This window comes from Streptomyces sp. MST-110588 (genome assembly GCF_022695595.1).
Classification (GTDB): Bacteria; Actinomycetota; Actinomycetes; order Streptomycetales; family Streptomycetaceae; genus Streptomyces.
Genome location: NZ_CP074380.1, coordinates 7334069 through 7360857 on the forward strand (window position 1 = coordinate 7334069; position 26789 = coordinate 7360857).

The following is a 26789-nucleotide window of genomic DNA, read 5'->3' on the forward strand; positions in this document are numbered from 1 at the left end:
AGAAATCCCGCTACGGCTGAAGGGGCACCGAGGGGGGATGGAGCGGCGACGGGGCAGGCCACTTCGTGACGGTGGCTTATCGGCATTGTTTCGGGGGCAGCAGGGACTCTGGTGAGTAAACCTGCTGGTAGCCGCAGGGGAACTGAACCGTGACGTATCCCCAGTCGCTGACCCCGGTCACCTGCCCGGCCGTGTGCTCGGCCGGGCAAGGCGTCCAGCCCTCGGGGTCGTCGGGGTCGGTGACCGCGCCGGGGTGCCCGTATACCGAGTCGGGCGCGACTGCGTCGCCGACGCTCCACAGGCACTCTTTGAGAAGCAAGGACCGATCGGCCGCCGCCAGGTCCTCCGACCGGTATGAGCCTCCACCTCCGAGCGGGAAGTTCACCAGCACATCACCGTCGGCAGTGACCATCACCACGACACCGACGGGGTCGTCAGCCTGCTCGGGGTCGTCGAGAGGGGTGACGATGTCACCCTCTTGCCACTGCCCCATCGGACTCCTTGGTCAGTCTGATCCTCCACAGCCCTTCCAGCCTACGTGCCCTTTGACCCAGTACGCCGTGCGAATCCCCCACAGCCCGTAGTCGACATGGTTGTACTTCAGGTTGCGGTCGTCGGTGATGACGCACATCGTCTTCTTCTTGTTCCCACGACCATACTGCCAGGTGTAGGTGGAGCTGCCCTTGTAGCGGTGGCCGTAGGCACCCTTGGAGAAGTTACTCAGGGCCTTGTCCCACAGGCTCATGGCGTAGGAGTTGTACGGGTGGTTGTGCTTGTTGTGGTAGCTGCCGCCCTGCTTGATGTGGGCGAGGCCCCATTTGGAGCTGCCCTGGCGTATGAGGGTGTCGCCGAAGCTGCCGGTGAACCATCGGTAGACGGCCGCTCCCTGTGGACCGCTGCGGGTGTTCTTGGTGCACCAGTCGTCGAACCCGCAGTCCCAGCCGGCGGGCTTGGACTTGGACACGGCGGCCTCCGCGGCGGGCACCGCCAGGACGACCAGTACCGCGCCAGCGGCGCAGGCCGTGAGCACAGAGCGCTTCATCAGACGGATCTCCTCCTGCTTGGTTGGGGCAGGGGGAGCGCAGGGGAACTGGCGTTCCCTCCCCGTGTAACGGGCTTTACAATGCCGGGAGTTGTGTTGGTGCGCCAGTGAATGCGCGGTGTTGGCGCGATCGTTGTGGTGAGGAATGAGTTGCTCCGCCTTGCCAGGAGTGTGGAACGCGGGGCGGATTGACGGATCCGCTCTGCCTTCCGGAGCTGTCGAGAGCATCGACTGTCACGGGCTCTGCCGCCGGAGGGCCACCGAGCGAAGAAGAACTCATTCCTGCTGGTGGCGGTGACGTGCCGCCCGTCCGAGGTGTCCACGATGGCCTTGGCCATCGTCGGCCCGGCGCGGCCGGAGCGGGAGTCACGCACACCAACCGGCCCGGAGCTGAGGATATGCCGTCAACCTACCGGCCGTTCCGCGAGACAACCCGGATGAGCGAGAGCGCCGGCCTCAACCCGCTGCCACGGACATTTAGTCTGTGAATCGCCGCAGGTCAGAGTCGGTTCACAGGTACCAGTAGTCGGTAAAGTGGAAGTTCATACCGGTCGGGTCGCCCGGATCAACGGTCCACGGGCCCGGGCGGCTCATCCGCTTACGGGTGGTGGAAGGAGACCTCGGGGTTGGACGGTGAGGGGCCCGTCAGCAACGGCTGGGGTATGCCGCGCAGATGGAGGTCGAAGAAGGCTCCCACGTAGGCGCGGGTTATCTCTCCGGCCCGGCGTCCCGGCAGTGGCTCCGAGGGGTCATCCAGGCCCAACTGGGCGCCGAGGACCGGCAGGTCGGTGAAGGCGAAGTGCCCGGAGCCGGCGACCGTCAGCCAGCGCTTCCAGCCGTCCAGTCGCGTCCAGCCCTGGTCCCAGCCCGGGTCCTTGCCGGGGCTGTGGTCCGAAGCGGTGCCCAGCATCATGAAGGGCCGGCCGTCCAGACCGGAGGCGGGTCCCGGTGCCGCGAAGGGGCCGTCCATGGTCACCCCGGCCCGCACCCGGCGGTCACCGGCCATGGCCGCCGCGGTACCCGCGCCTCCCATGGAGTGCCCGGCCATTCCGATCCGCCGCGGGTCGATCGCGTGGGCGTACCGCCACGCCGGGGCCGGGCCGGTCAGCCGGTCGAGGACGAAGCTGAGGTCCGTGGCCCGCCAGCGGGCCGCCGCGGCGGTCCCTACCGTGTCGATCTTGTCGCAGGCGGCACACTTCAGCATCCGCCCGCCGGGGAAGGCGGTACCGACGGACTCGTACGCGTGGTCCACCGCCGCCACGACGTATCCGCGGCTGGCCAGGTCCTCCGCGAGACCGGTGAGGGTGGTCCGTGAGACCGAGAAGCCAGGGGAGAGCACCACCAGCGGGAACCTGCCGGGCTCGGGGGTGGCGCCGGCGCGGGCATGGGTGCGGGTGCCGCTGAGCGTGGCGGCCGAGACCGCGGTGATCTCCCGGTCCTCCAGCAGCAGCCGGGCCTCCTCTTCGGTCATATAGGCCGCCCGGCCGCCGCTGTGGGCCCGCGCGGGGTAGTACATCGAGACCATCAGCTCCCGCGCGCCGGCTTCCGGCACCCACGGATCGCGGCGGTGCTGGTCGGTGAGGTGCACGGTGTCCCGGCCCACCGCGTGCCGCCCGGTCGGCCGGAGCAGCGCAAGTCGCTCACCCCGTCCGTCCGGAGCGGTGCCGGAAGCAGTGGCGGACCTGGCGGCGGACACGGTGACTGGTGTGGTGAGGGGGGTGGTCGCGGAAGCCGCCGCGGGTTGTGGCGCGGGGCCGGTGGCAGTGCGCGAGGGCGCTGACCCGCCCGTGTGCCGGATGTCGTGGGACGCCGCCGACGCCGTCCCGGCTCCGGCCAGGACCGGCACGGACAGGGCGAGCGCGAGAGCGAAGGCCGCAAAGGCGCCGAAGCGGTTTGGGTTCATGACACGGACGCTAGAGCCCGGCCGGGCCCGCCACGTCACTCCGCGGGCTGACGCACCCCCGACAGATCCCTGAGCCGGCGACCCCGACAATCCCTGATCACCCGTCCGCCGCCACAGCTCCGGCCGGTCACGGGAAGTCATGACGGAGCCCATGGCCAAGGCCGAGCCGAAGCCCATGACGAAAGTCCGCGTCACAGCCGCTGAGGAAGGGGCACTGCGCGCTTCCGGTCATTACATGCTGTTTAATTGCCAACGCTTCGCAACAACATTAGATCTTGATTAGGGGAGTGGGCATGGCAGCCCGGTCGATACGGGGAGCAGCCGCGGCGGCGCTGGCGGGCACGGTCGCGATCACGGCGGCGGCCTGCTCGACGCCGTCCGACGGCAGGAGCGGCACGGCGGGCGCCAAGGACTCCGCGGTCGTCGGCATCGCGTACGAGCCGGAGACCCTCAGCCCGCTGCTGGGGTACGGCAAGGACGGCAACTCCAAGATCTTCGACGGGCTGCTCACGCACGACGCCTCGATGAAGCTCCGGCCCGCGCTGGCGGCGAAGCTGCCCGTGGTCTCGGACGACGGCAAGACCTACACCTACACGCTGCGCGAGGGTGTGAAGTTCTCCGACGGCAAGCCCTTCACCGCCGACGACGTGGTCTTCACCTACCGGACCATCCTCGACGCGAAGACCAACAACGCCTCCAAGTCCGAGCTGGACGCCGTGCAGAAGGTGGAGAAGAAGGACGCGCACACCGTCGTCTTCACCCTGAAGTACCCCTACGCGCCCTTCGCCGAGCGCACCGTCCTGCCCATCGCGCCGCAGCACATCGCCGGCAAGCAGGACGTCAACACCGGTTCCTTCACCACTGCCCCGATCGGCACCGGCCCGTACATCCTCACCAAGTGGTCCAAGGGCGAGAAGCTCACCTTCAAGGCCAACCCCGCCTACTGGGGCGGCGCCCCCAAGGTGAAGAACTTCACCATGGCGATCATCAAGGACGACGACGTACGCGCCACCCGGCTGCGCTCCGGCGACCTCGACGGTGCCATCCTGCCGCCCAACCTCGCCGCGACCTTCAAGTCCGACAAGGACAAGAAGACCGTGACCGCCAAGACCTTCGACTACCGCAACGTCACGCTGCCCAGCGCCAACAAGGTCACCGGCGACCAGGCCGTCCGCCGGGCCCTGGATGTCGCCGTGGACCGCAAGGCGATGGTCGACGGCATCCTGGACGGCGCGGGCAAGCCCGCCTACGGGCCCGTACCGACCGACAGCCCGTGGTTCGCCAAGGGCACCGAGCGCGCCCACGACCTGAAGAAGGCCGAGCGCATTCTGGACGACGCGGGCTGGAAGAAGGGCGAGGACGGCATCCGCGCCAAGGACGGACAGCGCGCCTCCTTCACCCTGTGGTACCTCTCCGGCGACAAGCTCCGTCAGGAGCACGCGCTCGCCTTCGCCTCCGACGCCAAGAAGGCCGGCATCGAGGCCAAGGTGCAGTCCGGCACCTGGGAGGCCATCGAGCCGAACATGAAGAACGACGCGGTGCTGGCGGGCGGCGGAAGCCCCGCCGACCCGGACTTCGACCAGTACCTGCTGCTGCACTCCTCCGTCGCGGGCGACGGCTTCAACAACATGTCGCGCTACAAGAACAGCGAGATCGACAAGGCGCTCGTGGACGCCCGCCGCACCGACGACCCCAAGGAGCGCAAGGCCGCCTACGAGACCGTCCAGCGCGATCTGGTCGAGGACCCCGCGTACATCTTCCTCACCCACATCGACCACCTGTACGTGGTCAACGACAAGTGGAAGGACCTCACCACCCAGGTCGAGCCGCACGACCACGGCCTGGCCTCCGGCCCCTGGTGGAACGTAGAGGACTGGCAGCCGGCCAAGTGAGCGCCTCCCCGCACCCGGCCCGGCGCACGGCCCTCCCCTGGGGGCCGATGGCCCGTATGACGGTCCGGCGGGCGCTGCTCGCCGTGCCCGTCCTGCTCGCCGTCACCCTCGGCGTGTTCGCGATCGCCGCGGCCTCCCCCTTCGACCCGGTCAAGGCGTACGCGGGCACGGCCGGGCTCACCGCCTCCCAGGAGAGCCTGGACCAGATCCGGCACAACCTCGGCGTGGACCAGCCGCTGCTCAGCCGGTGGTGGCACTGGCTGACCGGCGCGCTCACCGGCGACCTCGGCGACTCGGCAACGCTGCGCGCACCTGTCTCGCAGGTCATCGGCGAACGCATCGCCTGGTCCGTCCTGCTGTGCGCGCTGGCCTTCGTGCTGGCCGTCCTCCTGGGCACGCTGCTGGGCGTGCTCGCCGCCCGCCGGCGCGGCTCGCCGCTGGACCGCGCCGTCACCTCCGTCGCGTACGCGCTGGAAGCGGCGCCCCCCTTCTGGCTCGGGCTGCTCGCCGTCTGGCTGTTCGCGCTCAAACTCGGCGTGCTGCCGGCCGGCGGGCTGACCGACACCGGCAGCGAGGTCGCCACCGCCGGCCAGATCGCCCGGCACGTCCTGCTGCCGGCGCTGGTGCTGGCCGTCTCCCAGCTCCCCTGGTTCGTGCTGTACGTACGGCAGGGGGTCGGGGACGCACTGGAGGAGGACCCGGTGCGCGGGGCACGGGCCCGCGGCCTGAGCGAGCGGACCGTACTGCTGCGGCACGCCCTGCGTTCGGGCCTGCTGCCGGTGCTGACGCTGATCGGCTCGCGGGTGCCGGAACTGATCACCGGCGCCTTGCTGGTGGAGACCGTCTTCAGTTGGCCGGGCATCGCCGCCGCCACGGTCGAGGCCGCCACCAGCGTGGACTTCCCGCTGCTGGCCGCGCTGACGGTGCTGGCCACCGCCGCCGTGCTGGCCGGCAACCTGCTCTCGGACCTGCTGTACGGACTGGCCGACCCCCGGGTCAGCCACGAGGAGTTGTGACCGCCGTGGCCGAGACCGCCTGGCACCCACCGAAGGCCGAGACCGCCGCAACGGCCGAGACCGCCCCGGCGGCCGGAACCGCCTGGCACCCGCCCACGGCCAAGGCACGCGGCGCGGGCGCCCGCACCCTGCGCGTACGCACCTCCGCCGCCCTGGTCGCGGCCGTCGTCCTGGCCGTCCTGACCGTGCCGCTGCTCGTCCCGCTGGACCGGCAGGCCGTGGACCTGGCCCTCAAACTCAGGCCCCCGTCCCCGGCACACCTCTTCGGCACCGACGAGGTCGGCCGTGACCTGCTGCTGCGCTGCGTGTACGGGCTGCGCGTCTCCCTGCTCGTCGGCGTCGTCGCGGCGCTGGCCGCCACCGTCATCGGTACGGCCGTCGGCGCGCTCGCCGGGGCGCTGGGCGGCTGGGCCGACCGCGGTGTGATGCGCGTGGTGGACCTGTTCTCCTCCGTGCCCCACCTGCTGCTGGGCATCTTCATCGTGGCGATGTTCCGGCCGGGCGTGTGGCCGGTGATCATCTCGGTCGCGCTGACCCACTGGCTGTCGACGGCGCGCATCGTACGGGCAGAAGTGCTGTCGCTGCGCTCGCGCCCGTACGTCGACGCGGCCATCTCCGCAGGCGCCTCACGGTGGCGGGTGGCCGTCCGCCACCTCCTGCCCGCCGTACTGCCGCAGGCGGGACTCGCGGCCGTCCTGATGGTGCCGCACGCCATCTGGCACGAATCCGCGCTGTCCTTCCTGGGCCTGGGCCTGCCCGCCCATGAGGCGAGCCTGGGCAACATGGTCAACAGCGCACGCAGTTCGCTGCTGGCGGGCGACTGGTGGCCCACCCTCTTCCCCGGTCTGTTCATCATCGTCCCCACGCTCGCCATTGCGGGACTGGCGGGGGCCTGGCGCGAGCGGATCAATCCGCGCCGCCGATCGGAGCTGATGCTGTGAACGTGCCGCCCACCCCCTCCATCCCCTCTGCGGCCTGCGCGCCCTCCGCGCGGACCGCGCCTGCTGTCCTGTCCGTCCGCGGGCTGTCCGTCCGCTTCCGGATGCGCGGCGGCCGGCATGTCGCCGCCGTCAGCGACGTGTCCTTCGACCTCGCGCCCGGCCAGTGCCTGGCCCTGGTCGGCGAGAGCGGCTGCGGCAAGTCCGTGCTGGCCTCCGCCCTGCTCGGGCTGCTGCCCGCGAACGCGCAGACCGCGGGCTCGGCCCGGCTCGGCGACACCGAACTGCTGACCGCCTCCGAACGCGAACTGTCCCGCTCCATACGAGGCCGCCGCATCGGCCTCGTACCGCAGAGCCCGGCTGCGCATCTGACGCCCGTACGGACCGTACGCTCCCAACTGGAGGAGACGGTCCGCGAGCTGACCGGTACGGCGCGTACCGAACTGCGCGCGGCGGCCGAGGCGGCGGCCGAACGCGCCGCCTTCCCGCCGGACCACCTCGACCGCTACCCGCACCAGCTCTCCGGCGGCCTGGCCCAGCGCGCCGCGACCGCGCTCGCGCTGGTCGGTGACGCGCCGCTGCTGCTCGCCGACGAGCCCACCACCGGGCTGGACCGGGACCTGGTGGACCGTACGGTCGACGAGCTGCGCCGGCACGTGGACGCTCCGTCGCGCGCCGCTACCGGTGCCGACGCCGGACCCGGCCGCGCCCTGCTGATGATCACCCACGACCTCGCGGCGGCCGAGCGGATCGCCGACCGCGTCGCCGTGATGTACGCCGGCCGGATCGTCGAACTCACCGACGCCAAGAGCTTCTTCGGCCGGCCCGGCCCCCGCCACCCCTACGCGCACGGCCTGCTCGACGCCCTGCCCGAGCGCGCCTTCCGCCCGATCCCCGGGCTGCCGCCGGAACTGGGAAACCTCCCCGAAGGCTGCGCCTTCGCCGCCCGCTGCCCCCGCGCCGACACCGCCTGCGCGGTACGGCCCGTCCCGGTCGACGGCGTCGCCTGCCACCACGCCCTGGAGGCCGCCGATGCTTGAGCTGACGGACATCACCGCCGGGTACGACCGCGGCACACCCGTCGTACGCGGTGTGACGCTGACGATCGAGGCGGGGGAGGCGGTCGGGCTGCAGGGCCCCAGCGGCTGCGGCAAGTCCACCCTGGCGCGGGTCGCGGCCCTGCTGCACCGGCCGTACGCGGGCACGGTGACCCTGGACGGGGAAAAGATCACCGGCTGGCGGCACCGCGCGCCGCGTGCCCACCGCACCGCCTACGGCGTCGTCTTCCAGCAGCCCCGGCTCTCCGCCGACCCCCGGCTGCGGCTGGCCGACCTGATCGCCGAGCCGCTGCGCGCGGTCGGGCGCCGGGAGGAGGCCGCGGCACGGGTGGCGGAGCTGGCTCCGGCCGTCGGCCTGAGCGGGGAACTGCTGACCCGGCGCCCGCACGAGGTCAGCGACGGGCAGTTGCAGCGCGCCTGCCTGGCCCGCGCGCTCGTGCTGCGACCGCGCTGGCTGATCTGCGACGAGATGACCGCGATGCTGGACGCCTCGACGACGGCCGCGCTGGTGGCCGTGGTCGAGGACTACCGGCGCACGTCCGGCGCGGGTCTGCTCGCGGTCGGACACGACCGTGGGCTGCTGGAGCGCTGGTGCGACCGTACGGTGCGATGGGCGGACCTTACGGCGTAGCGGCGTGGTGACCGGTCAGGGGCGCCACCGGTCAGGGCCGACGTCGGCCCGGGGTTCCGCTCAGGACCCGGTTCGGATTAGGCACCACCCTCGTCCTCAAGGGCACCAGCCCCCACCTGGTCCGCGACCCGGCAGGCGTGGTGTACCGCCACCGCGGACCGGAGGACAACTGGCTGCCCGGCGGCGCCTCGGGCTCCGGCGCGGGCGTCCTGTCCCGGCGCTTCCCCGGCGCGGACCTGAAGCCCTGACCGAACAGGTCCATCGCGCGCACCGCGGCCCGGCCGCCGGCCGGGGCTGGGCCGCGGTGGCCTCCCCGCTGGTCTCCGCCGGCGGCGGACGCTTCCCCTTCCGCGCACCCGCCGCCAACCCCTTCTGCTCGGCGAGATCACCGGCCGCGCCCAGGAGTTCCACAGCGTCCGGGCGCAGGACGGCCCGGATACACCGGCCCCGGACACGGCGAAGGCCACCACCTTTCGGTGGTGGCCTTCGCCTCGTCGTTCCTGAAGCCGTCAGCGGCGCCGTACCAGCGGGAACGGCAGCGTCTCACGGATCGACAGACCGGTGAGGAACATCACCAGCCGGTCCACGCCGATGCCCAGACCACCGGTCGGCGGCATCGCGTACTCCAGGGCCTGGAGGAAGTCCTCGTCCAGCTCCATCGCCTCCGGGTCGCCGCCCGCCGCCAGCAGCGACTGGGCGGTCAGCCGCCGCCGCTGCTCGACCGGGTCGGTCAGCTCCGAGTAGGCCGTACCCAGCTCCGTACCGAAGGCCACCAGGTCCCAGCGCTCGGCGACCCGCGGGTCCTTGCGGTGCTGACGGGTCAGCGGGGAGACATCGGTGGGGAAGTCCTTGTAGAAGGTGGGGAGCTTGGTCTTCTCCTCGACCAGCCGCTCGTACATCTCCAGGACGATGTCACCGCGGCCCATCTCCGGCTTCACGGGCACCTTGGCGGCGTGGCACAGACGGCGCAGCGCGTCCGGCTCGGTGTCCGCGTCGATCTCCTCGCCCAGCGCCTCGGAGATCGCGCCGTAGACGGTCTTGACCGGCCAGATGCCCGAGATGTCGTGCTCGACGAGCCGCCCGTTCTCGTCCGCCTTGCGGGCGGTGGCGCTGCCGAACGCGGCGATCGCCGCACCCTGGATCAGCTCCCGGGTCAGGTCCAGCATCACGTCGTAGTCGGCGAACGCCTGGTACGCCTCCAGCATCGTGAACTCGGGGTTGTGCTTGTAGGAGATGCCCTCGTTACGGAACGTGCGCCCCATTTCGAAGACCTTCTCCATGCCGCCCACGCACAGCCGCTTGAGGTACAGCTCGGGCGCGATGCGCAGGTACAGGTCCAGGTCGTAGGCGTTGATGTGGGTCTGGAACGGGCGGGCGTTGGCGCCGCCGTGGACCTGCTGGAGCATCGGCGTCTCGACCTCCAGGTAGCCGCGCTCGATCAGCCCCTGGCGCAGCGCCTGTACGGCCGTGCTGCGGGCCCGCAGGTTCTCCCGCGAGTCCGGCGAGACCACCAGGTCGACATAGCGCTGGCGGACCTTGGCCTCGGGGTCGGTCAGACCGCGCCGCTTGTCGGGCAGCGGGCGCAGGCACTTGGCCGTCAGCCGCCAGTTGGTCACGAAGACCGTCAGCTCGCCGCGGTCGCTGGCGCCGACCTCGCCCTCGGCCTCGATGTGGTCGCCCAGGTCGACGTCGGAGCCGAAGCGGTCCAGCAGCTCGGCGCCGCTGCCCTCGCGGGTCAGCGCGACCTGGAGGTCACCGGACCAGTCGCGGAGCACCGCGAAGAGGACGCCGCCGTGGTCACGGGTGAGCAGCACCCGTCCGGCGACGCTGACGACCTTGCCGGTGCGGGCACCGGCCGCCAGGTCGCCGTGCTCGTCGCGGACCTCGCCGAGCGTGTGCGTACGCTGTACGCCCACGGGGTAGGGGTCGGTGCCGCTCTCCCGCAGCCGCTCCAGCTTGCGGTGGCGTACGCGTACCTGCTCCGGCAGCGCCGCCAGCTCCCGCTCGCGCAGCTCCTCCTCGCTCGCCGCCGGGTGGTCCACCAGGCCCAGCTCGTCCAGGGAGGGCAGGTTGGCCGTGCTGGCCGGGGCCAGCACCCGCTTCTTGTGGCCCTTGCCCCACAGCTTGCCCAGGCTCGGCACCGCCACGAAACCCTCGGCGATACCGGAGGCCAGACCGATCCGGGCCAGCGCACCGGCGTCCGCGTAGCAAAGGAACCGCGGATACCACTCGGGCAGGTACTTGGAGTTGGAGCGGTAGAGGGCTTCGAGCTGCCACCACTTGGAGAAGAACAGCAGCAGCTTGCGCCAGACCTTGAGCACCGGACCGGCGCCGATCCGGGCACCTTCCTCGAACGCGGACCGGAAGACCGCGAAGTTCAGGGAGATACGGCGTACCCCGAGCTGCCCGGCGTGCGCGCAGAGCTGGGCGACCATGTACTCCATGACGCCGTTGGGCGCGCTGCGGTCGCGGCGCATCACGTCCAGCGAGATGCCGTCCTTGCCCCAGGGCACGAACGACAGCAGAGCGATCATGTTGCCCTTGCCGTCGAACGCCTCGGCCAGCAGGCAGTCGCCGTCCTGGGGGTCGCCGAGCCGGTCCAGCGCCATCGAGAAGCCGCGCTCGGTCTCGGTGTCGCGCCAGGCGTCGGCCCGCTGGATGACCTCCTGCATCTCGGCGTCGGTCAGCTCCGCGTGCCGGCGTACCCGGAAGGTGGCCCCGCTGCGCTCGACCCGGTTGACGGCCTGGCGGGTGACCCGCATCTCGCGGCCGTCCAGGTCGAAGTCCTTGACGTGCAGGATCGCCTCGTCACCGAGCTGCAGGGCGCCCAGGCCGCTGCGGGCGAACGCCTTGGCGCCGTCCTCGCTGGCGCCCATGACGGCGGGCTGCCAGCCGTAGCGTCCGGCGACCTCCAGCCACGCCTCGATGGCCGGGGTCCACGCCTCCCGGTCACCGACCGGGTCACCGCTGGCCAGGCAGACGCCGGCCTCCACGCGGTAGGTGACGGCGGCCTTGCCGCTGGGGGAGAAGACCACGGCCTTGTCGCGGCGGGTGGCGAAGTAGCCCAGCGAGTCCTGGCTGCCGTAGCGGGCGAGCAGCGCCCGGATACGGGCCTCCTCGTCACCGTGCAGCGCGGCCTCCATCCGCTGCGAGCGGAAGAGGGTGGCCGCCGCGTTCAGCAGCGCCAGCGCGCCCAGCAGACCCAGCACGGTCATGATCCAGTGCGGCGGGTGTCCGTCGAAGTTCCGGCCGCTGAGCAGCCCGCCGCAGACCCGGTTGGCGGCCCACAGCAGCCGGTTGCCGCCGCCGGCCTCCAGATCACCGGGGAAGAGGGAGACCAGCCCCCAGCCCACGAGGATCGCCACGGCCGCTCCGCCGGCCAGCACCAGCGCGGCCCGCAGGAAGGCGCCGCGCCGGGTGATCGCGTAGAACTCGCGGTGCGAGACGACCAGCAGCACCAGCGCCGCCACGGCCAGGACCAGGGAGATGGAGAACTCCCAGTAGCCCCAGCCGAACAGCATCGCGTCCGTGATCGCCACCAGCACCATGTAGACGACGACGAACCACAAGGCGACCCGCTTGCGGGCGGTCATCGCCGCCGCGAGCAGGAAGAGGAAGGCGGCGTACGCGAAGTTGGGCGGCACCGGAATCGTGAAGGTGCCCAGCCAGTAGGTCACCGGGTGCAAGGCGCGCCGCAGTGGCCCGAACAGCGCCGTAAGGGCGCAAAACAGCCCAAGAAGGCTGAAGAAGATGGCGAAACCATTGGGAACGCGGCGGCGGAACCGCTCCCACGCCGTTATTTGATCCTGGTCCTGCACGGTGCTCATTCCGTCACATTAGGCTCTGTAGGGGGTTACCTGCTCGATGAAAGGGCGCTCTTCTGCTGCCACTGGGACCAGTCGACCATCCAGTCCCCGAGCCCGTTGTTCGCCTCGGCCTTCCCTCGTATGGAGGAACCGGACACCTCGAAGGGATCGCCGACGCGGACCTTGGCGTAGAGCCAGTCGGCGTCCGCGTCGGTCAGGCCGACACACCCGGAGCTGTTGTTGATCTTTCCTACCTTGTCTGAGTTCCAGGGCGCGGCGTGTGCGTACGTCCCGGAGTCGGTGAGCTTCATCGAGTCGCGGACCATCTTGTCGTAAAAATTGCTCAGGCCCACCGTCTCGGACTTCATGTTGATCGTGCCCTCCTTCGCCAGCAGCGGGAAAGTGCCCGTCCAGGTGGAGTGCTCGGAGTCCGGCTTCCCCGCCGAGACCGGCAGCCGCTTGATCTCCTTGCCGTCCTGGAGGAAGCTGAGCTGCTTGCTGTCCAGGTCGACCTTGATCACCTGGTGGGAGCCGATGGAGAAGTTCAGGTCGTAGTCCTTGGCGAAGTAACGGCCGCCCCCGGAGTCCACACCGTCCAGCTCGGCACGCAGGGAGACCTTCGTGCCCGCCTTCCAGTACTCCTTAGGCCGCCAGTCCACCCGGTCCTTGCCGGACCGGTCCTTCACCCAGCCCCAGGACCCGGTCGTGTTGTTGTCGGTGGTCACCTTGAGCTGCTTCTCCACCGCGGCCTTGTCCGTCACGGGGAAGTCGAAGGTGATCGCCACGGGCTGGGCCACGCCGACGACGGCGCCCTGCGAGCTCGGGTTGAGCGCCAGCTTGTTGAGCTTGTCCGCCTTGGCGGTGGTCACGGACTCCTTGATCTCGCCCGCCTTGCCGTCCCGGTCCTTGGTCCTGCCCACCACCGAGTACTTGGTGTCCGGCCGGGTCTTCTGGCTGGAGGACCACGAGCGGCCGTCGTGATCAAGATCACCCGGCAGCCGGCGGCCCTTGGAGTCGGTGACGGTCACCTCGGTGAACGTGCCGCCGAAAGCACTGACCTTGAGCCGGTCGCCCGCCTTGACGCCCTTGGTGCCGCGTACGGCGCTCAGCTCCACCTTCACCGGATTCCCCGGGGCCGCCTTCTCGGTCGCGTCGTCGTCACCGCAGGCTGTCAGCGCCCCGATGCCGATCAGGGGCATCAGCGCGAGAGCGGCACGTACGGAGCGGGAGCGCCGGGAGCGGCGGGAGGGGGCGGCTGGCTCATGGGTGTGCTTTCCGTCGGTGGTGACCGGCGTCGCCGGTACCTGAAGGTGGTCGGCCGCTAAGACGGAAATCACCCCGGACCCGTTGCGTTGCGTGACGTGATCCACGCCACCTCGCGCCGCCGGCCGGGCGCCCGGCCGCTCGCCGCGTTTCCCGGGTGCGCCGCTTGCCGTACGGGCGCGCCGCCGGCCGTACTGTTCGCGTACCGCTTCCCGTACGGAGGCCGGGCCGGACGGCGGGAGGCGGACCCGGCCCGCGCCGCCGACGCCCACCCCTGGCGGCCCTCCGCCCGGCGTGCGGCGGTGCGCCCTCCTCGCCCGGGCCCTGGTACGCGAAGGGAGCGGGGGCCCCGCGTCTACCCGGAGAGGGAGTGCCGGGAGCCGGGTACGCAGCGGTGACCCGCAGTGATCACCCGTATGGGCCACCTGGAGACGAACCGGATAAAGGCCGAAATAAGCGAAACTGGCCGCCCCTTGCCGTCCCCGTCCGGCAGCGATCGAGGAGGCTCGTCATGGCTATTTCGATTTCCGTCATCGTCTTGCTCGTGATCCTGACCGCCGTCTTCCTGCGCAGCGGAAGACTGAAGGTCTCACACGCCCTGGTGTGCATGATGCTCGGCTTCTACCTGGCGGGCAGCAGCCTCGCCCCAAACATCCACGACGGGCTGGCCGGCGCCGCCGACGTCGTCAGCAGCGTGCGGCCGTGACCGCGGCGCCGCCGCCCGCCCGGCGCGCCGACGCCCGCTGACGGGCGCCCGTCAGCCCTGCCGGCGCGGGCGCCTCACCTGCGGGAGAAGATCCCCACCGCGTTGGGCACCGGCCGCTCGGCGCCGTCCGAGGGATGGTTGCGCACGGTCGACCCCGGGCTGCCCGGCTCCCGGGTGACCAGGGTGGAGGATCCGCCGCCGTCCAGGTTGAGTGCGTCCTCGGCCCCCAGCCGGTCCATCAGCTCGGCCAGTTCACGTACCGTCATCCCGGCGTTTCCCGCCGCGCCGTCCAGCGCGAGCAGATACAGCACATGACCGCCCTCCCCGATGCCCGCGGAGGTCCGGACGGCCGCGGTGACGGTGTCCAGGCCCGCCAGCGGCTCCTGGTTCCGTACGATCGGGAAGCCGCCGACCGCGAAGCGCAGCGGCACCGCCCGCCGGGAGACCAGCCGGTAGCCGACCCCCACCGGGTCGCCGGGGCTCAGCTTGCGCAACTGCCGGGCACCCTCCTCCCGCCCCACCAGGACCACCGTCCCCTTGGCCACCCCGCCCCGGCCGGGCACCCGGGCGACGCCCACCACCTTGCCCCGGCGCACCGTGACCTCGTACGTCTCCTGGCTGCAGGGCGCGGCCCGGTCGGTGTCCGTCCCGCAGGTCGCCCGGACGCGCGAGGTGGGGCCCCACAGCGGCGTGTACGCGCCGATGCCGTTCACCGGCAGCGCGTACTGGTTCAGGCCGCGCAGCGGCAGCGTGCCGTCGGGGGTCCGGGCGGTGCCCCTGAGGGACAGCCGGTCCAGCCGCGCACGGCGGTCGTAGCCGACGCCCAGTACGTCCTCGGTGGTGGTCGTGGGCGGCAGCGCCGGACCGAAGCGCTGGCCGTCGGGCACCGCGGCCTTCAGGGTCCGGCCCGAGGCGATCGCGGGGCCGACGGGGGCGCCGGTGGCCTCCACCCCGGGGTGCTGGACCTCGGTGATGTTGAAGAAGTCCCCGTTGACGGCGCCCACCGCGCCCCGCCCGTCCGCCAGCCGGGAGACCGGGGCACGGGCCCCGACCGCGCCCGGATACAGCAGGTCCGCCGAGACGCCGGGCTCGGCCAGATCGACCGTCAGCAGATGCGCGCGGGCCACGCCGCGCGAGACCGGGACCCGTACGTCGCGGTACTCCACCCCGGGTGCGAGGGGCGCGGCCCTCCCCAGGGCCGGGGCCTTGCCGGTGGCGGTCGCCGTGGTGTGCGCGGTCGCGGTGGCCGGTGGTCCGGCGGCCACCGCGCCGCCGGCCAGTACCGACCACGCCGCCAGCACCGTCGCCGTCGCGCGCATACGACCGAATCGTTTCTTCACGATCCCCCCAGACGTCACGCCAACTGTCCCACGGGCACGAGAAACCCACTATGACCCGGAGATGCCATGAATCCGTACACCCGACGCACGGCCGTCGTGTCGCTGACCGCCGCACTGGCCGCAGGGCTCACCACGTCCGCCGCCGCCCGGTCCCGGTCCGCGGGCCGGGGAGCCGCTCCCGCCGGCCCGGCTCCCCGTGATGCCCGGCAGGCGTACGGGCCTGCGGTGGCGCCCGCCCCGCTGGAGCGCGCCCACGCCCACAACGACTACGCACACCGCCGCCCGCTCCTGGACGCGCTCTCCCACGGCTTCGGCAGCGTCGAGGCGGACATCTGGCTGGTCGAGGGCCGGCTCCTGGTCGGCCACGAGGAATCCGACCTCGACCGTGACCGGACGCTGGAATCCCTCTACCTCGACCCGCTGCGCATGCGCGTGCGTGCCAACGGCGGGCAGGTCTACGCCGGCCATCCGCTCCCGCTCCAGTTGCTGATCGACATCAAGAACTCCGGTGCGTCCGCCTACCGCGAGCTCGCCCGCCGACTGCTGCCCTACCGGGAGATGCTCAGCGTCAGCGACCACGGCCGGGTCCGTACGGGTGCGGTCACCGCCGTCGTCTCCGGCGACCGCGCCGCCCGGCCGCCCCTGGAGGCCGAGCAGGTCCGCCACGCCTTTTACGACGGTCGGCTCGGCGACCTGGGAACCCCGGCCCCCGCCTCCCTGATACCGCTGGTCTCCGGCAGTTGGGAGGAGAGCTTTACCTGGCGCGGCCACGGGCCGATGCCGGCCGGCGAGCGGGCCGCGCTGCGGCGCATCGTGGCCGCCGCGCACGCCGAGCACCGTCGGGTCCGTTTCTGGGCGACGCCGGACCGGCCGGGGGCCGCCCGCGAGGCGGTGTGGCGCGAACTGCTCGCCGCCGGGGTGGACCACCTCAATACGGACGACCTGGCCGGCCTCGAACGCTTTCTGCGGGCCGCCGGCTGACCTCCGGCCCTGCCGTCGCCGCCGCGGACCCGGTCCGGCGGTGACGGTGAGGCGAGGTCAGGGCGCCGCGGCGACCAGCTTCATGTAGTACGCCCAGTCCCAGTAGTCACCGGGATCGGTGTGGTCGGTCCCGGGGACCTCGGCATGGCCGATGATGTGCCGGCGGTCCTTGGGAATGCCGTAGCGGTCGCAGACGGCGGCGGTCAGCCGGGCCGACTGCCGGTAGAGCGCCTCGGTGAACCAGGCGGGATCGTCCACCCACCCTTCGTGCTCGATGCCCACGCTGCGGGTGTTGCGGTCCCAGTTCCCGGCGTGCCAGGCGATGTCCTGCTCCCGTACGCACTGGCCGATGTAGCCGTCCCTGGACCGTAGGACGTAGTGCGCGGAGACCTTCTTGGCGGGGTTCTGGAAGATCCTTACGGTGTCGGCGTAGGTCTCCTGTGTCACATGCAGCACGACCAGTTGGACGGGGTAGCCCGCCGGGCGGTCGGCGGCGGTGTAGTTGGCCGGGCTGGCGGGCGTCCAGTGGACCGGGGGATAGGCGGCGTGTGCGGATGCGTGGGCACCGGTCGCGCCGAGGGGGGTCAGGGCGGTGGCCGTCGCGGCGGCGCCCGTGAGCAGAGCGCGCCGGGAAGGGAGGGATCTCGCGGGCGTCATGGGGGGCGTTGGGTGCTCCATGCCGATCTCCTGCCGTGGACCGAGGGGTGGGGCCCAGAGGGGGGCCGAGGGGGTGGGCCGAGGGTGGCCATGGGTGGGCGAGCGAGCGCGAGCCCGGTAGCGGGCGACGCGTACATGCCATGTATGGCGTCGCGTTCATGATGGGTAACCCGATGCCCCCTGCCAAGGGCATGGGCCGCCTGTCATTGGTCCGGCCAAAGACGCCCGGTCACGGTGACGGCTGCCGCCGTCCCGCCCCCGCTCGCTCGGCGGGGAGGGGACAGCGGCAGTGCGAGACGGGGTGGGAAGGCGCGCGGCGCACAAGGCGGCGCGGAGGTGCCGCCCGTCAGTGGCCGATCTCCACGTCCTCCAAGATGCCCAGCGCGTCGGGGACCAGCACCGCCGCCGAATAGTAGGCGCTGACCAGGTAGTTGATGACGGCCTGTTCGTTGATGCCCATGAAGCGGACGGACAGGCCGGGCCGGTACTCGTCCGGGATGCCCGTCTGGTGCAGGCCGACCACGCCCTGGTTCTCCTCCCCGACGCGCAGCGCCAGCACCGAACTGGTCTGGTCGGGGTTGACCGGGATCTTGTTGCAGGGCAGCAGCGGGATGCCGCGCCAGGCCCGTACGGCCGTACCGCCGATCTCCGTCCCCGTCGGGTAGATGCCGCGGGCGTTCCACTCCCGGCCGATGGCGGCGATGGTGCGGGGATGGGCCAGCAGGAACTGGGTCTTGCGGCGCCGCGAGATCAGCTCGTCGAGGTCGTCGGGGGTGGGCGGCCCGCTGCGGGTGTGGATCCGCTGTCGCAGGTCGGCGTTGTGCAGCAGTCCGAACTCGCGGTTGTTGATCATCTCGTGTTCCTGGCGCTCGCGCAGCGCCTCGATGGTCAGCCGCAACTGCTGGTCGAGCTGGTTCATCGGGTCGTTGTAGAGATCCGCGACCCGGGTGTGGATCTTCAGCACGGTCTGGGCGACGCTCAGTTCGTACTCGCGCGGCGCGAGGTCGTAGTCGACGAAGGTGCCGGGCAGCGCGGGCTCGCCGATGTGGCCGGAGACCACGTCGATGGCCGCCTCGCCGTGTTTGTTCTGCGGGGGATACGCGCCGTACGGTAGCCCTCGATGTGGTCGCGCAGGGCCGGCGAACGGCCCGCGACCTCCTGGTAGTCGGCGTGGGACAGGGACAGGACCGTCACCCGGGTGACGGCCTTGACGGAGTGCGTCCAGATCCCGTCCGGCGTCAGCATCGACGTCTCGCCGAGGTGGTCACCGTCGGCCAGCACCCCCAGAACCGTTTCGTCGCCGTACTTGCCCAAGCCGATCCGGTCCAGCTTGCCGTGCGCGATCAGGATGACCCGGTCGGCCGGCTGTCCCCTCTCGACGAGCACGTCGCCCGGCGCGTACTCCTGCTGGACGAAGCGGCCGGCCAGCGCCTCCAGCGTCGCGGTGTCCTCGAAGGAGCGCAGCGGCGCCATCTCTCGCAACTCGGCCGGGATGACCCGTACCTCGGCTCCCGTGGAGGTGAACTCCACCCTGCCGTCACCGAGGGTGTGGGTCAGACGCCGGTTGACGCGGTACGTACCGCCGGAGACCTCCACCCAGGGCAGCACACGCAGCAGCCAGCGGGAGGAGATGCCCTGCATCTGCGGTGCGGTCTTGGTGGTGGTCGCCAGATTGCGGGCCGCCGCCGTGCCGAGGGACGAGGGGTCGTGTACGTCAACCGGTGCGCCGGAGGCGGACGTCGGGTCCACGGGCGTGGTCATGGAAATCCTCACCTGTTCCTGTCGTTCCTGTACGCGTCGGAGCGGGGCGGGGGTACTCCGGCGTCACCGCAACGTTTCGCCACCCGCTACCCGGTGCCATGACCGGCCGTCATCGGCAGTGGCCATGAACGGACGTCAGTAGCCGATTTCCACGTCCTCCAGAATCCCCAGCGCGTCGGGCACGAGCACGGCGGCGGAGTAATAGGCGCTGACGAGGTAGTTGAGGATCGCCTGATCATTGACGCCCATGAAACGGACCGAGAGCCCCGGCTCGTACTCATCGGGAATACCGGTCTGGTGCAGACCGACCACGCCCCGGTTCTCCTCGCCGGTACGCAGCAGCAGGACGGAACTCGTACGCTCCTCGGTGACCGGGATCTTGTTGCACGGGAAGATGGGCACCCCGCGCCAGGACGGCAGGGAGTGCCCCATGAAGTCCACGGCCGTGGGATAGAGACCGCGGGCACTGCACTCACGGCCGAACGCGGCGATCACCTTGGGGTGGGCCAGCAGGAAGCCCGGGTCCTTCCAGACCGTCGCGAGCAACTCGTCCATGTCGTCCGGGGTCGGCGGTCCGCTGCGGGTACGCACGCGCTGCCGCAGGTCGGCGGCGTGCAGCAGTCCGAACTCGCGGTTGTTGACCATCTCGTGCTCCTGGCGGTCGCGCAGCGCCTCGATGGTCAGCCGCAACTGCTGCTCGACCTGGTTCATCGGGTCGTTGTAGAGGTCACCGACCCGGGTGTGGGTCCGCAGCACGGTCTGGGCGACGCTCAGTTCGTACTCGCGCGGTGCGAGGTCGTAGTCGACGAAGGTGCTGGGCAGCGCCGGCTCGCCGCTGTGACCGGCGGCCAGGGAGATGGCCGCCTCACCGCTGGCGTTCTGCGGCGGCAGGGCGCCGATCCCGGCCGTGGCGAGGTGTTCCCGCAGGCCGTCGGCCTCCTCGGCGATCTCCTGGACGGCCTGCCGGGGGAGCGCGAGGACCGTCACCCGCGTCACCGCTGTATAGGTATAGGGCCAGAACGCCTCGGGATCGGTGAGCGGTTCGTCACCGAGGTGGTCACCGCCGGCGAGCGCGGCGAGCACGGTGAGGTCGCCGTACTTGCCCCGGCCGAGCCGGTCGACCCTGCCGTGCGCGATCAGCACGATCCGGTCCGCGGGCGTCCCCTCCTGGGCGATGACGTCGCCCGGAGCGTATTCGACCTGCGTGAAGCGCCGGCCGAGCGCGGTCAGTACGGCGATGTCGGTGAAGTCCCGCAGCGCCGGCAGTTCACGCAGCTCCTCGGGGATGATGCCGACGTCCCGCCCGGAGACGTCGAAGTCGATACGGCCGTCCCCGACCGTGTACGAGAGCCGGCGGTTGACACGGTACGTACCACCGGAGACCTGCACCCACGGAAGAAGCCGCAGCAGCCACCGGGAGGTGACGCCCTGCATCTGCGGCACCGTCTTGGTGGTGGTCGCCAGATTCCGCGCCGCGCCGGTCGTCAGACTCGAATGCGTACGGTCGCTGTCGGACCCGGAGAATGTGCCGGCCGAGATCGTCATGCGCGCGCCACCCATCTGTGCAGGTTGGAATACGTCCGCTCTCCCGACAAAGACGGTAATGGCGTTGTTTTTATCAGCACAATCGCTCGAAAGGGTGGCATGGAACGGAAATCGAATGGATAGATTTAGCGGAATCTGCCGCCGCAGGAACGAGGGCCGGGACGAGGGCCGGGACGAGCCGGGACAGGTCACGGGAGATGTCGGACGGCTGCCGGGGAGCATCCGGCCGGCGCCCATCGGCGCCGGTCAGGACCGCTCAGTGGGCCGGGCGCAGCAACTCCCCGCCCGCCTCCAGCGTCCGGGCCAGCCGCTCCCACGAGGCGTCGTCCCGCGCCACCGCCTCGTAGTGGTCACCGCTCGCCGTCCCCCACCGGCGCGCCACGGCCGCCGGGTCCTCGCCCAGCAGCAGCCCCGCCGCCTGCGCCGCCGCCCCGAGCGCGACCACCTCGCCCGCCCGCGGCACGACGACGGGCCGCCCCGAAAGCCGGCGTACGGTCTCCCGCCACGCCCGCCCCCGGGCCCCGCCGCCGATCAGCAGCAGCGGCGCGTCGGCCGGCGCGTCGGGCGCGACCGACTCCAGCGCCCGCAGCAGCGCGAAGACGGCGCCGTCGTAGGCGGCCTGGAGGAGCTGGCCACGGGTCGTGTCGTGGCGCAGCCCGTACAACAGCCCGGAGGCGCCGGGAAGGTCGGGGGTGCGCTCGCCGTCGAGGAAGGGCAGCAGCACCACCGGGCCCCCGGGCTCGACGGCCTCGCGGTCCAGACCGAGCAGCGCGGCCACGCGGTCCACGGCGAGGGTGCAGTTCAAGGTGCAGGCCAGCGGCAGCCAGTCGCCGCGCGCGTCGGCGAACCCGGCGACCGTACCGGTGGGGTCGGCCGGCCGGCGGGTGGAGACCGCATAGACCGTTCCCGACGTACCCAGGCTCAGTACGGGCCGGCCCGGCCGCAGACCGAGCCCGAGCGCCGCCGCCATGTTGTCGCCGGTGCCGGCCGCCACCAGCGCGCCGCGCGGCAGTCCCAGCCCCTCGGGCCGTACGGTCCCCACCACCTCACCGGGCCGGGCCACCCGCGGCAGCGCGGCGGGATCCAGCCCCACATGCCCCAGGATCTCCTCGTCGTAGGACTCCGTGGCGCCCGCCCACCAGCCCGTTCCCGACGCGTCACCGCGGTCGGTGACCGGCGCTCCCGTAAGGCGTTCGACGAGGTAGTCGTGCGGCAGCCGTACGGCGGTCGCCGCACGGGCCGCCGTCGGCTCCATCTCCCGCAGCCAGGCCCACTTGGCGACCGTGAACGCCGGCCCCGGCACGCTCCCCACCCGCCGCGCCCAGGCCCGGGCGCCGCCCAGTTCCCCGACGAGCCGCGCGCCGCGGCCGGCGGACCGTACGTCGTTCCACAGCAGGGCCGGGCGCACCGGCCGTCCCGACGCGTCCAAGGTGACCAGACCGTGCTGCTGGGCGGCGACGGACACCGCCGACACCTCACGCGCGGCGCGACCGCACTGGAACAGCGCCCCCTCCAGCGCCCGCCACCACTGGCGCGGGTCGCTCTCCTTGCCCGACCCGTCCGCCCCGCCGCAGACCGTGTGCGGTGCCTGACCCCGGGCCAGTACCTCGCCGGAAGCCGCGTCCACGACCAGCGCCTTGGTGGACTGGGTGGAGCTGTCCACACCGACGACGAGCGGCCCCGCCGCCCTTGAGACCATCGCGTTCTCCCTTGCCGGACCGTGGCGCGCGCGGCGCGCCGCCGGATCGTGGAAGCTTTGCCGGACCGTGGCGCTCCGCCGGGGCGCGGCGCGCGGTTTCGGTACTACCCGGGTGTGTGGCCGCATATTAGTTCGGCGACGGCGCATGATGGGTGATGCCGCCACAACACGGCCGAGGGAGCCGCCATGAGCCAGGAGCCCGCACCCTATGGACCCGCACCCTATGAGTCCGCGTCCTATGAGCCCGCACCCTATGAACCCGCGCCCGAGGACAAATTCAGCTTCGGCCTGTGGACGGTCGGCTGGCAGGGCCGGGACCCTTTCGGCGACGCCACCCGCCGCGCCCTGGACCCGGTGGAAACCGTGCACCGGCTGGCGGACCTGGGCGCGTACGGCGTCAGTTTCCACGACGACGACCTGATCCCCTCCGGGACCGACGGCACCGGGCGCGAGGCGGTACTCAAGCGGTTCCGGCAGGCGCTGGATGCCACCGGTCTGGTGGTTCCGATGGCCACGACCAACCTTTTCACCCACCCCGTCTTCAAGGACGGCGCCTTCACCGCCAACGACCGGGACGTTCGCCGGTACGCGCTGCGCAAGACCCTGCGGACCATCGATCTGGCGGCAGAGCTGGGCGCCCATACGTACGTCGCCTGGGGCGGACGCGAAGGCGCGGAGTCGGGGGCGGCCAAGGACGTGCGCGCCGCACTGGACCGTATGAAGGAGGCGTTGGACCTGCTCGGCCAGTACGTCACCGAGCAGGGCTACGGCCTGCGGTTCGCCCTTGAACCCAAGCCCAACGAGCCGCGCGGGGACATCCTGCTGCCCACCGTCGGTCACGCCCTGGCATTCATCGAACGCCTGGAGCGCCCGGAGCTGTTCGGCGTCAACCCCGAGGTGGGACACGAACAGATGGCCGGGCTGAACTTCCCGCACGGCGTCGCCCAGGCCCTGTGGGCGGGCAAGCTCTTCCACATCGACCTCAACGGCCAGTGCGGGATCAAATACGATCAGGACCTGCGGTTCGGCGCGGGGGATCTGCGCGCCGCGTTCTGGCTGGTCGATCTGCTCGAAACGGCCGGCTACCAGGGGCCGCGGCACTTCGACTTCAAACCGCCCCGCACCGAGGACCTGGACGGCGTCTGGGCCTCGGCCGCGGGCTGTATGCGCAACTACCTGGTCCTCAAGGAGCGCGCGGCGGCCTTCCGTACCGATTCCGCCGTCCAGGAGGCGCTGCGCGCCGCACGCCTGGACGAACTGGCCCGTCCCACGGCCGAGGACGGCCTCGCGGGCCTGCTCGCGGACCGTACCGCCTATGAGTCCTTCGATGCCCAGGCGGCGGCAGCCCGCGGCATGGCCTTCGAACAACTCGACCAACTCGCCCTGAACCACCTGCTGGCAGCCGTCTGAACGGGGTGGCCTACAGTGGCCCGATGCCGCTCGTCGAAGTCACCCATGCGCCGGATGTCACCGAAGCCGCCCTCCGTACCCTCGGTTCGGTACTGCCGCACTTGGTGTCCGAGGCGGTCCAGTGCCCGGAGGAGCCCTATGACGGGGACCTGCGGCCGGGCGATGTGGACGTACGGTTCCGCAAGCGGGGGCCGTTGGACGTCGGCGGCCTGGACGTCGTGATCGAGGTACGGTCCAAGTGGTTCCGGAGCAGGGCCGTCGACCGCCAGGAGCGTACGGACCTGCTCCAGCGAGGAGTTCAGACCGCGACCGGGCTCCGCGGCGTCGGTGTCTACCTGTCGCTCCCGGTGGCCGCATGGTCGCAAGGGGAGGACTGAAGCGGCGCCACACACCCGGTTCCACCGGCTTCCGGCAGGCTTCGGCGCTCAGCGGTCGATCCGCTTCCCGGACGGACCGGCGTCGGTGACCTCCCCCATCCGGGCGGCGGCCGGATCCAGCACCCGCGCCAGGAACGTGCGTGTCCGCTCGTGCTGCGGATGGCCGACCACCTGTTCCGGCGCGCCCTCCTCGACGATCACCCCGTCGTCCATGAAGACCACCCGGTCGGCGACCTCCCGGGCGAAGCTCATCTCATGGGTGACCACCAGCATGGTCATGCCCTCCTGGGCGAGCGCGCGCATGACGGCCAGCACGTCGCCGACCAGTTCGGGGTCCAGTGCCGAGGTCGGCTCGTCGAACAGCATCAGTTCGGGGTCCATGGACAGCGCGCGGGCGATGGCCACCCGCTGCTGCTGGCCGCCGGAGAGCTGCGCCGGGTAGGAGTCCTCCTTGTCGCTCAGCCCCACCCGCTCCAGGTTGGCGCGGGCGATCCGCTCCGCCTCCGCCTTGGCCCGCCCAAGGACGCGCCGCTGGGCGATCGTCAGGTTGCGCAGCGCGGTCAGATGGGGGAAGAGGTTGAAGGACTGGAAGACCATCCCGATGCGGCGCCGGACGACGTCGATGTCCACGTCCGGGTCGGTGACCTCCGTCCCGGCCACGGTCACCCGGCCCGCCGTGGGGGCCTCCAGAAGGTTGATGCAGCGCAGCAGGGTCGACTTCCCCGAGCCCGACGGACCGATGACACACACCACCTCGCCGCGCCGGACCGAGAAGTCGATGCCCTTGAGCACCTCCAGATCGCCGAAGGTCTTGTGCAGACCGCCGACTTCGATGGAGGGCCCGGAGTACTCCCGCGCCGTCCTGGGGGCGCCGTCGGCCCCGCCGGGCCCCGGGGAGCCGCCGGAAGCCTTGTCCGTCATCTCGCTCACCTCGCCTTGGCCGTACGGGCCTCCAGCCGCCGGACCAGGTGGCCCAGCGGCAGGGTGATGACCAGGTACAGCAGGCCCGCGATCAGGATCGGTGTCAGGCTGCGTTCCTGGTTGAGCGCGGCCCGGCCGAACTTGGTCAGTTCGTACTGGTCCAGTGTCAGCCCCAGCAGATAGACCAGCGAGGAGTCCTTGGTCAGCAGGATCAGCTCGTTGGTCAAGGGCGGCAGTACGATTCTGAACGCCTGGGGGATGACGATGGAGACCATGGCGCGGCCGTGCGACATGCCCAGCGAACGCGCCGCCTCCGTCTGCCCTTTGGGGACGGCCTGGATGCCCGCCCGGATGGTCTCCGCCATGTACGCGGCACCCACCAGTCCCAGGGCGAGCATGACGGTGAAGTAGAGGTCCAAGGACACCTGGAAGGCGAGCGGTACGCCGAAACCCAGCGTGACGAAGACCAGGAGCGCCGGAATGCCGCGGAAGAACTCGATGTAGACGACCGACAGCCAGCGGTAGGGCGGCACCGACGACAGCCGCATCAGGGCCAGGACCAGTCCCAGCGCGAGGCCGAAGACGAAGCCGAGCAAGGTGTAGATGACGGTGTTGACCAGGGCGACGGTGACGATGTCCGGGAACTGCTGCTTGGCCACCTCCAGGTCGAAGAACGCCCGGCGGATCTGCTCCCAGTCCGCGAGGAGGGCGAACGTGGCGACCGCGCCGGCCAGTACCGCGTACTGGACGGCACGGACGAGGCGCGCCCGCTTGGTACGGGACATGGCCATGGGGTGCTGGACTCCTCGGTTCGGCGGACGGCGGGAGTGAGGTGCGCGGGGCCTGCGGGGAGGGAGCGGCGCGGGGGCGCGGGCACCCTCATGCGCCGTGCGGGATCACTTCTTGGGTGCGGTGCCGAACCACTTCTTGTAGATCCGTTCGTACGTACCGTCCGCCTGCGCCTGCTTGAGGACCTCGTTGATCGTGTTGCGGAGCGCGTCGTTGCCCTTGCGCACCCCGATGCCGTACTTCTCCCCGGTGTTGAAGTCGGCGGTCACCTGTGTGTCCGGGTTCCTTCTCGCGAAGTCGTACAGGACGCCGTTGTCGTTGATGGCGGCGGGAATCGTGCCGCCCTTGACGGCGTTGACCAGCACTCCCACATCCTCGAACTGCTTGATCCGCACCCCCTTGGCGTGCTTCCTGGCGTAGATCTCGCCCGTGGTCTCCTGCTGGACCCCCAGCACCCTGCCCTTGAGGTCGGCCAGGGACTTGTACGGCGCGCCCTTCTTGACCAGCAGCGACTGGGTGGCGGTGAAGTACGGGTCGGAGAAGTCGAGGTTCTTCCTGCGCGAGGGCAGGATCGTCATGCCGGCCGCCGCGAGGTCGCACTGGTTGGAGTTGAACGCCTCGCCGGACAGAATGCTCTCGAAGGGGGTGTCCCTGTTGTCCTGGGTGACGTTCAGCTTCTTGGCCACCAGGTCGACGATGTCCACGTCGAACCCGACGATCTTGCCGCCCTTGCTCACCTCGAAGGGCTCGTAGGGGAGCTGGGCACAGTTCTTGAGCTTGCCCGGCTCGACGAGCGCCACGCCCTTGCCGCCCGACCCGCTGGTCTTGGTGCTGGAGCAGCCCGCCAGCGCGATGGCAGCCAGGGCCACGACCACGATGGACGCGGTGGGGCCGGCGGGGAAAGGGAGCCGAGAGGATCGTAGGGACACGGCACCTCCTGAGCGTGATCGGCGCGAACGCGGGCCGCACACCGGTGAGTTGGCCTGCATCCTGCCACCGGTCCCGGCCGCTGTCGCCGCCGGTTGCGTTGCGACCGCGTAACGACCTGGCCCCG

The 26789-nt window shown here is 71.2% G+C and carries 21 protein-coding genes and 1 pseudogene; 9 read left to right on the forward strand and 13 right to left on the reverse strand.

Translation table 11 applies throughout. The features are described 5' to 3' along the window. Positions 1–76: 76 nt before the first annotated feature. The 3 genes from KGS77_RS32025 to KGS77_RS32035 all read right to left on the reverse strand — a co-directional run bounded on the left by KGS77_RS32025 (position 77) and on the right by KGS77_RS32035 (position 2945). Positions 77–493 (reverse strand): hypothetical protein, encoded by a 417-nt coding sequence (locus tag KGS77_RS32025; protein ID WP_242586714.1) that lies wholly within the window; start codon positions 491–493, stop codon positions 77–79. Between the two features lie 12 nt (positions 494–505). Continuing rightward, the gene (locus tag KGS77_RS32030) at positions 506–1042 is read right to left on the reverse strand and encodes a hypothetical protein (protein WP_242586716.1); all 537 of its coding nucleotides are present in this window, start codon (positions 1040–1042) and stop codon (positions 506–508) included. Positions 1043–1640: 598 nt separating this feature from the next. Further along, positions 1641–2945 (reverse strand): alpha/beta hydrolase, encoded by a 1305-nt coding sequence (locus KGS77_RS32035; RefSeq protein WP_242586718.1) that lies wholly within the window; start codon positions 2943–2945, stop codon positions 1641–1643. 293 nt (positions 2946–3238) lie between these two features. Here KGS77_RS32035 and KGS77_RS32040 point away from each other — a divergent pair, with 293 nt between their 5' ends. From KGS77_RS32040 to KGS77_RS32060, 5 genes are all read left to right on the forward strand, one after another. Further along, the gene (locus KGS77_RS32040) at positions 3239–4837 is read left to right on the forward strand and encodes an ABC transporter substrate-binding protein (protein ID WP_242586720.1); all 1599 of its coding nucleotides are present in this window, start codon (positions 3239–3241) and stop codon (positions 4835–4837) included. 47 nt (positions 4838–4884) lie between these two features. After that, complete coding sequence (locus KGS77_RS32045) at positions 4885–5853, forward strand: ABC transporter permease (RefSeq protein WP_242587811.1); 969 nt, start codon at positions 4885–4887, stop codon at positions 5851–5853. A gap of 128 nt (positions 5854–5981) precedes the next feature. Continuing rightward, the gene (locus KGS77_RS32050) at positions 5982–6794 is read left to right on the forward strand and encodes an ABC transporter permease (RefSeq protein WP_242587812.1); all 813 of its coding nucleotides are present in this window, start codon (positions 5982–5984) and stop codon (positions 6792–6794) included. Between the two features lie 101 nt (positions 6795–6895). Next, complete coding sequence (locus tag KGS77_RS32055) at positions 6896–7831, forward strand: ABC transporter ATP-binding protein (protein WP_242587813.1); 936 nt, start codon at positions 6896–6898, stop codon at positions 7829–7831. Continuing rightward, a complete protein-coding gene (locus tag KGS77_RS32060; protein ID WP_242586721.1) occupies positions 7824–8480 on the forward strand; it encodes an ATP-binding cassette domain-containing protein in 657 nt (218 codons plus the stop codon). Before KGS77_RS32055 ends, KGS77_RS32060 begins: the two co-directional genes overlap by 8 nt. A gap of 509 nt (positions 8481–8989) precedes the next feature. Here the strand turns inward: KGS77_RS32060 and lysX are convergent. Together lysX and KGS77_RS32075 are read right to left on the reverse strand one after the other, a co-directional pair. Then, on the reverse strand, positions 8990–12307 hold the full coding sequence (gene lysX, locus KGS77_RS32070) for a bifunctional lysylphosphatidylglycerol synthetase/lysine--tRNA ligase LysX (protein ID WP_242586722.1): 3318 nt from the start codon (positions 12305–12307) through the stop codon (positions 8990–8992). Positions 12308–12333: 26 nt separating this feature from the next. Continuing rightward, positions 12334–13623 carry an Ig-like domain-containing protein gene (locus tag KGS77_RS32075; protein ID WP_242586723.1) on the reverse strand — a complete coding sequence of 430 codons (1290 nt, stop codon included), beginning with the start codon at positions 13621–13623 and terminating at the stop codon, positions 12334–12336. A gap of 437 nt (positions 13624–14060) precedes the next feature. Between KGS77_RS32075 and KGS77_RS32080 the strand changes: the two genes are divergently transcribed. After that, positions 14061–14255, forward strand: coding sequence for a hypothetical protein (locus KGS77_RS32080; protein WP_242586724.1), 195 nt, complete (start codon positions 14061–14063; stop codon positions 14253–14255). A 74-nt stretch (positions 14256–14329) separates the two neighbouring features. Here the strand turns inward: KGS77_RS32080 and KGS77_RS32085 are convergent, their stop codons facing one another. Then, complete coding sequence (locus KGS77_RS32085) at positions 14330–15574, reverse strand: phosphodiester glycosidase family protein (RefSeq protein WP_242586725.1); 1245 nt, start codon at positions 15572–15574, stop codon at positions 14330–14332. Between the two features lie 87 nt (positions 15575–15661). On the opposite strand from KGS77_RS32085, the gene KGS77_RS32090 reads away from it, so the two are divergent. Further along, a complete protein-coding gene (locus KGS77_RS32090) occupies positions 15662–16576 on the forward strand; it encodes a phosphatidylinositol-specific phospholipase C/glycerophosphodiester phosphodiesterase family protein (protein WP_242586726.1) in 915 nt (304 codons plus the stop codon). A gap of 57 nt (positions 16577–16633) precedes the next feature. Here the strand turns inward: KGS77_RS32090 and KGS77_RS32095 are convergent, their stop codons facing one another. The 4 genes and pseudogenes from KGS77_RS32095 to xylB all read right to left on the reverse strand — a co-directional run bounded on the left by KGS77_RS32095 (position 16634) and on the right by xylB (position 22238). Further along, positions 16634–17233 (reverse strand): N-acetylmuramoyl-L-alanine amidase, encoded by a 600-nt coding sequence (locus tag KGS77_RS32095; protein WP_242587814.1) that lies wholly within the window; start codon positions 17231–17233, stop codon positions 16634–16636. A gap of 346 nt (positions 17234–17579) precedes the next feature. Then, a pseudogene (locus KGS77_RS32100) lies at positions 17580–18994 on the reverse strand (family 2B encapsulin nanocompartment shell protein). A 135-nt stretch (positions 18995–19129) separates the two neighbouring features. Then, positions 19130–20539 carry a family 2B encapsulin nanocompartment shell protein gene (locus KGS77_RS32105; RefSeq protein ID WP_242586727.1) on the reverse strand — a complete coding sequence of 470 codons (1410 nt, stop codon included), beginning with the start codon at positions 20537–20539 and terminating at the stop codon, positions 19130–19132. A 256-nt stretch (positions 20540–20795) separates the two neighbouring features. After that, entirely contained in the window at positions 20796–22238 is a 1443-nt protein-coding gene (gene xylB, locus KGS77_RS32110; protein WP_242586728.1) for a xylulokinase, read from the reverse strand. A 186-nt stretch (positions 22239–22424) separates the two neighbouring features. On the opposite strand from xylB, the gene xylA reads away from it, so the two are divergent. Beyond that, entirely contained in the window at positions 22425–23648 is a 1224-nt protein-coding gene (gene xylA / locus KGS77_RS32115; RefSeq protein ID WP_242586729.1) for a xylose isomerase, read from the forward strand. A gap of 23 nt (positions 23649–23671) precedes the next feature. Beyond that, entirely contained in the window at positions 23672–24025 is a 354-nt protein-coding gene (locus KGS77_RS32120) for a hypothetical protein (RefSeq protein WP_242586739.1), read from the forward strand. 48 nt (positions 24026–24073) lie between these two features. Here the strand turns inward: KGS77_RS32120 and KGS77_RS32125 are convergent, their stop codons facing one another. From KGS77_RS32125 to KGS77_RS32135, 3 genes are all read right to left on the reverse strand, one after another. After that, the gene (locus tag KGS77_RS32125) at positions 24074–24946 is read right to left on the reverse strand and encodes an amino acid ABC transporter ATP-binding protein (RefSeq protein WP_242586741.1); all 873 of its coding nucleotides are present in this window, start codon (positions 24944–24946) and stop codon (positions 24074–24076) included. A 5-nt stretch (positions 24947–24951) separates the two neighbouring features. After that, positions 24952–25737, reverse strand: a complete 786-nt coding sequence (locus KGS77_RS32130) for an amino acid ABC transporter permease (protein ID WP_242586743.1) — start codon at positions 25735–25737, stop codon at positions 24952–24954. Between the two features lie 105 nt (positions 25738–25842). Further along, positions 25843–26664, reverse strand: a complete 822-nt coding sequence (locus KGS77_RS32135) for a transporter substrate-binding domain-containing protein (protein WP_242586744.1) — start codon at positions 26662–26664, stop codon at positions 25843–25845. Positions 26665–26789 lie beyond the last annotated feature (125 nt).

Bases quoted from the DNA above. Each gene is read 5' to 3' on its own strand.
- KGS77_RS32025 (WP_242586714.1), bottom strand. From the start codon at position 493: ATGGGGCAGTGGCAAGAGGGTGACATCGTCACCCCTCTCGACGACCCC.
- KGS77_RS32030 (WP_242586716.1), bottom strand. From the start codon at position 1,042: ATGAAGCGCTCTGTGCTCACGGCCTGCGCCGCTGGCGCGGTACTGGTC.
- KGS77_RS32035 (WP_242586718.1), bottom strand. From the start codon at position 2,945: ATGAACCCAAACCGCTTCGGCGCCTTTGCGGCCTTCGCTCTCGCGCTC.
- KGS77_RS32040 (WP_242586720.1), top strand. From the start codon at position 3,239: ATGGCAGCCCGGTCGATACGGGGAGCAGCCGCGGCGGCGCTGGCGGGC.
- KGS77_RS32045 (WP_242587811.1), top strand. From the start codon at position 4,885: ATGGCCCGTATGACGGTCCGGCGGGCGCTGCTCGCCGTGCCCGTCCTG.
- KGS77_RS32055 (WP_242587813.1), top strand. From the start codon at position 6,896: ATGCGCGGCGGCCGGCATGTCGCCGCCGTCAGCGACGTGTCCTTCGAC.
- KGS77_RS32060 (WP_242586721.1), top strand. From the start codon at position 7,824: ATGCTTGAGCTGACGGACATCACCGCCGGGTACGACCGCGGCACACCC.
- lysX (WP_242586722.1), bottom strand. From the start codon at position 12,307: ATGAGCACCGTGCAGGACCAGGATCAAATAACGGCGTGGGAGCGGTTC.
- KGS77_RS32080 (WP_242586724.1), top strand. From the start codon at position 14,061: ATGGCTATTTCGATTTCCGTCATCGTCTTGCTCGTGATCCTGACCGCC.
- KGS77_RS32085 (WP_242586725.1), bottom strand. From the start codon at position 15,574: ATGCGCGCGACGGCGACGGTGCTGGCGGCGTGGTCGGTACTGGCCGGC.
- KGS77_RS32090 (WP_242586726.1), top strand. From the start codon at position 15,662: ATGAATCCGTACACCCGACGCACGGCCGTCGTGTCGCTGACCGCCGCA.
- KGS77_RS32095 (WP_242587814.1), bottom strand. From the start codon at position 17,233: ATGACGCCCGCGAGATCCCTCCCTTCCCGGCGCGCTCTGCTCACGGGC.
- KGS77_RS32105 (WP_242586727.1), bottom strand. From the start codon at position 20,539: ATGACGATCTCGGCCGGCACATTCTCCGGGTCCGACAGCGACCGTACG.
- xylB (WP_242586728.1), bottom strand. From the start codon at position 22,238: ATGGTCTCAAGGGCGGCGGGGCCGCTCGTCGTCGGTGTGGACAGCTCC.
- xylA (WP_242586729.1), top strand. From the start codon at position 22,425: ATGAGCCAGGAGCCCGCACCCTATGGACCCGCACCCTATGAGTCCGCG.
- KGS77_RS32120 (WP_242586739.1), top strand. From the start codon at position 23,672: ATGCCGCTCGTCGAAGTCACCCATGCGCCGGATGTCACCGAAGCCGCC.
- KGS77_RS32125 (WP_242586741.1), bottom strand. From the start codon at position 24,946: ATGACGGACAAGGCTTCCGGCGGCTCCCCGGGGCCCGGCGGGGCCGAC.
- KGS77_RS32130 (WP_242586743.1), bottom strand. From the start codon at position 25,737: ATGGCCATGTCCCGTACCAAGCGGGCGCGCCTCGTCCGTGCCGTCCAG.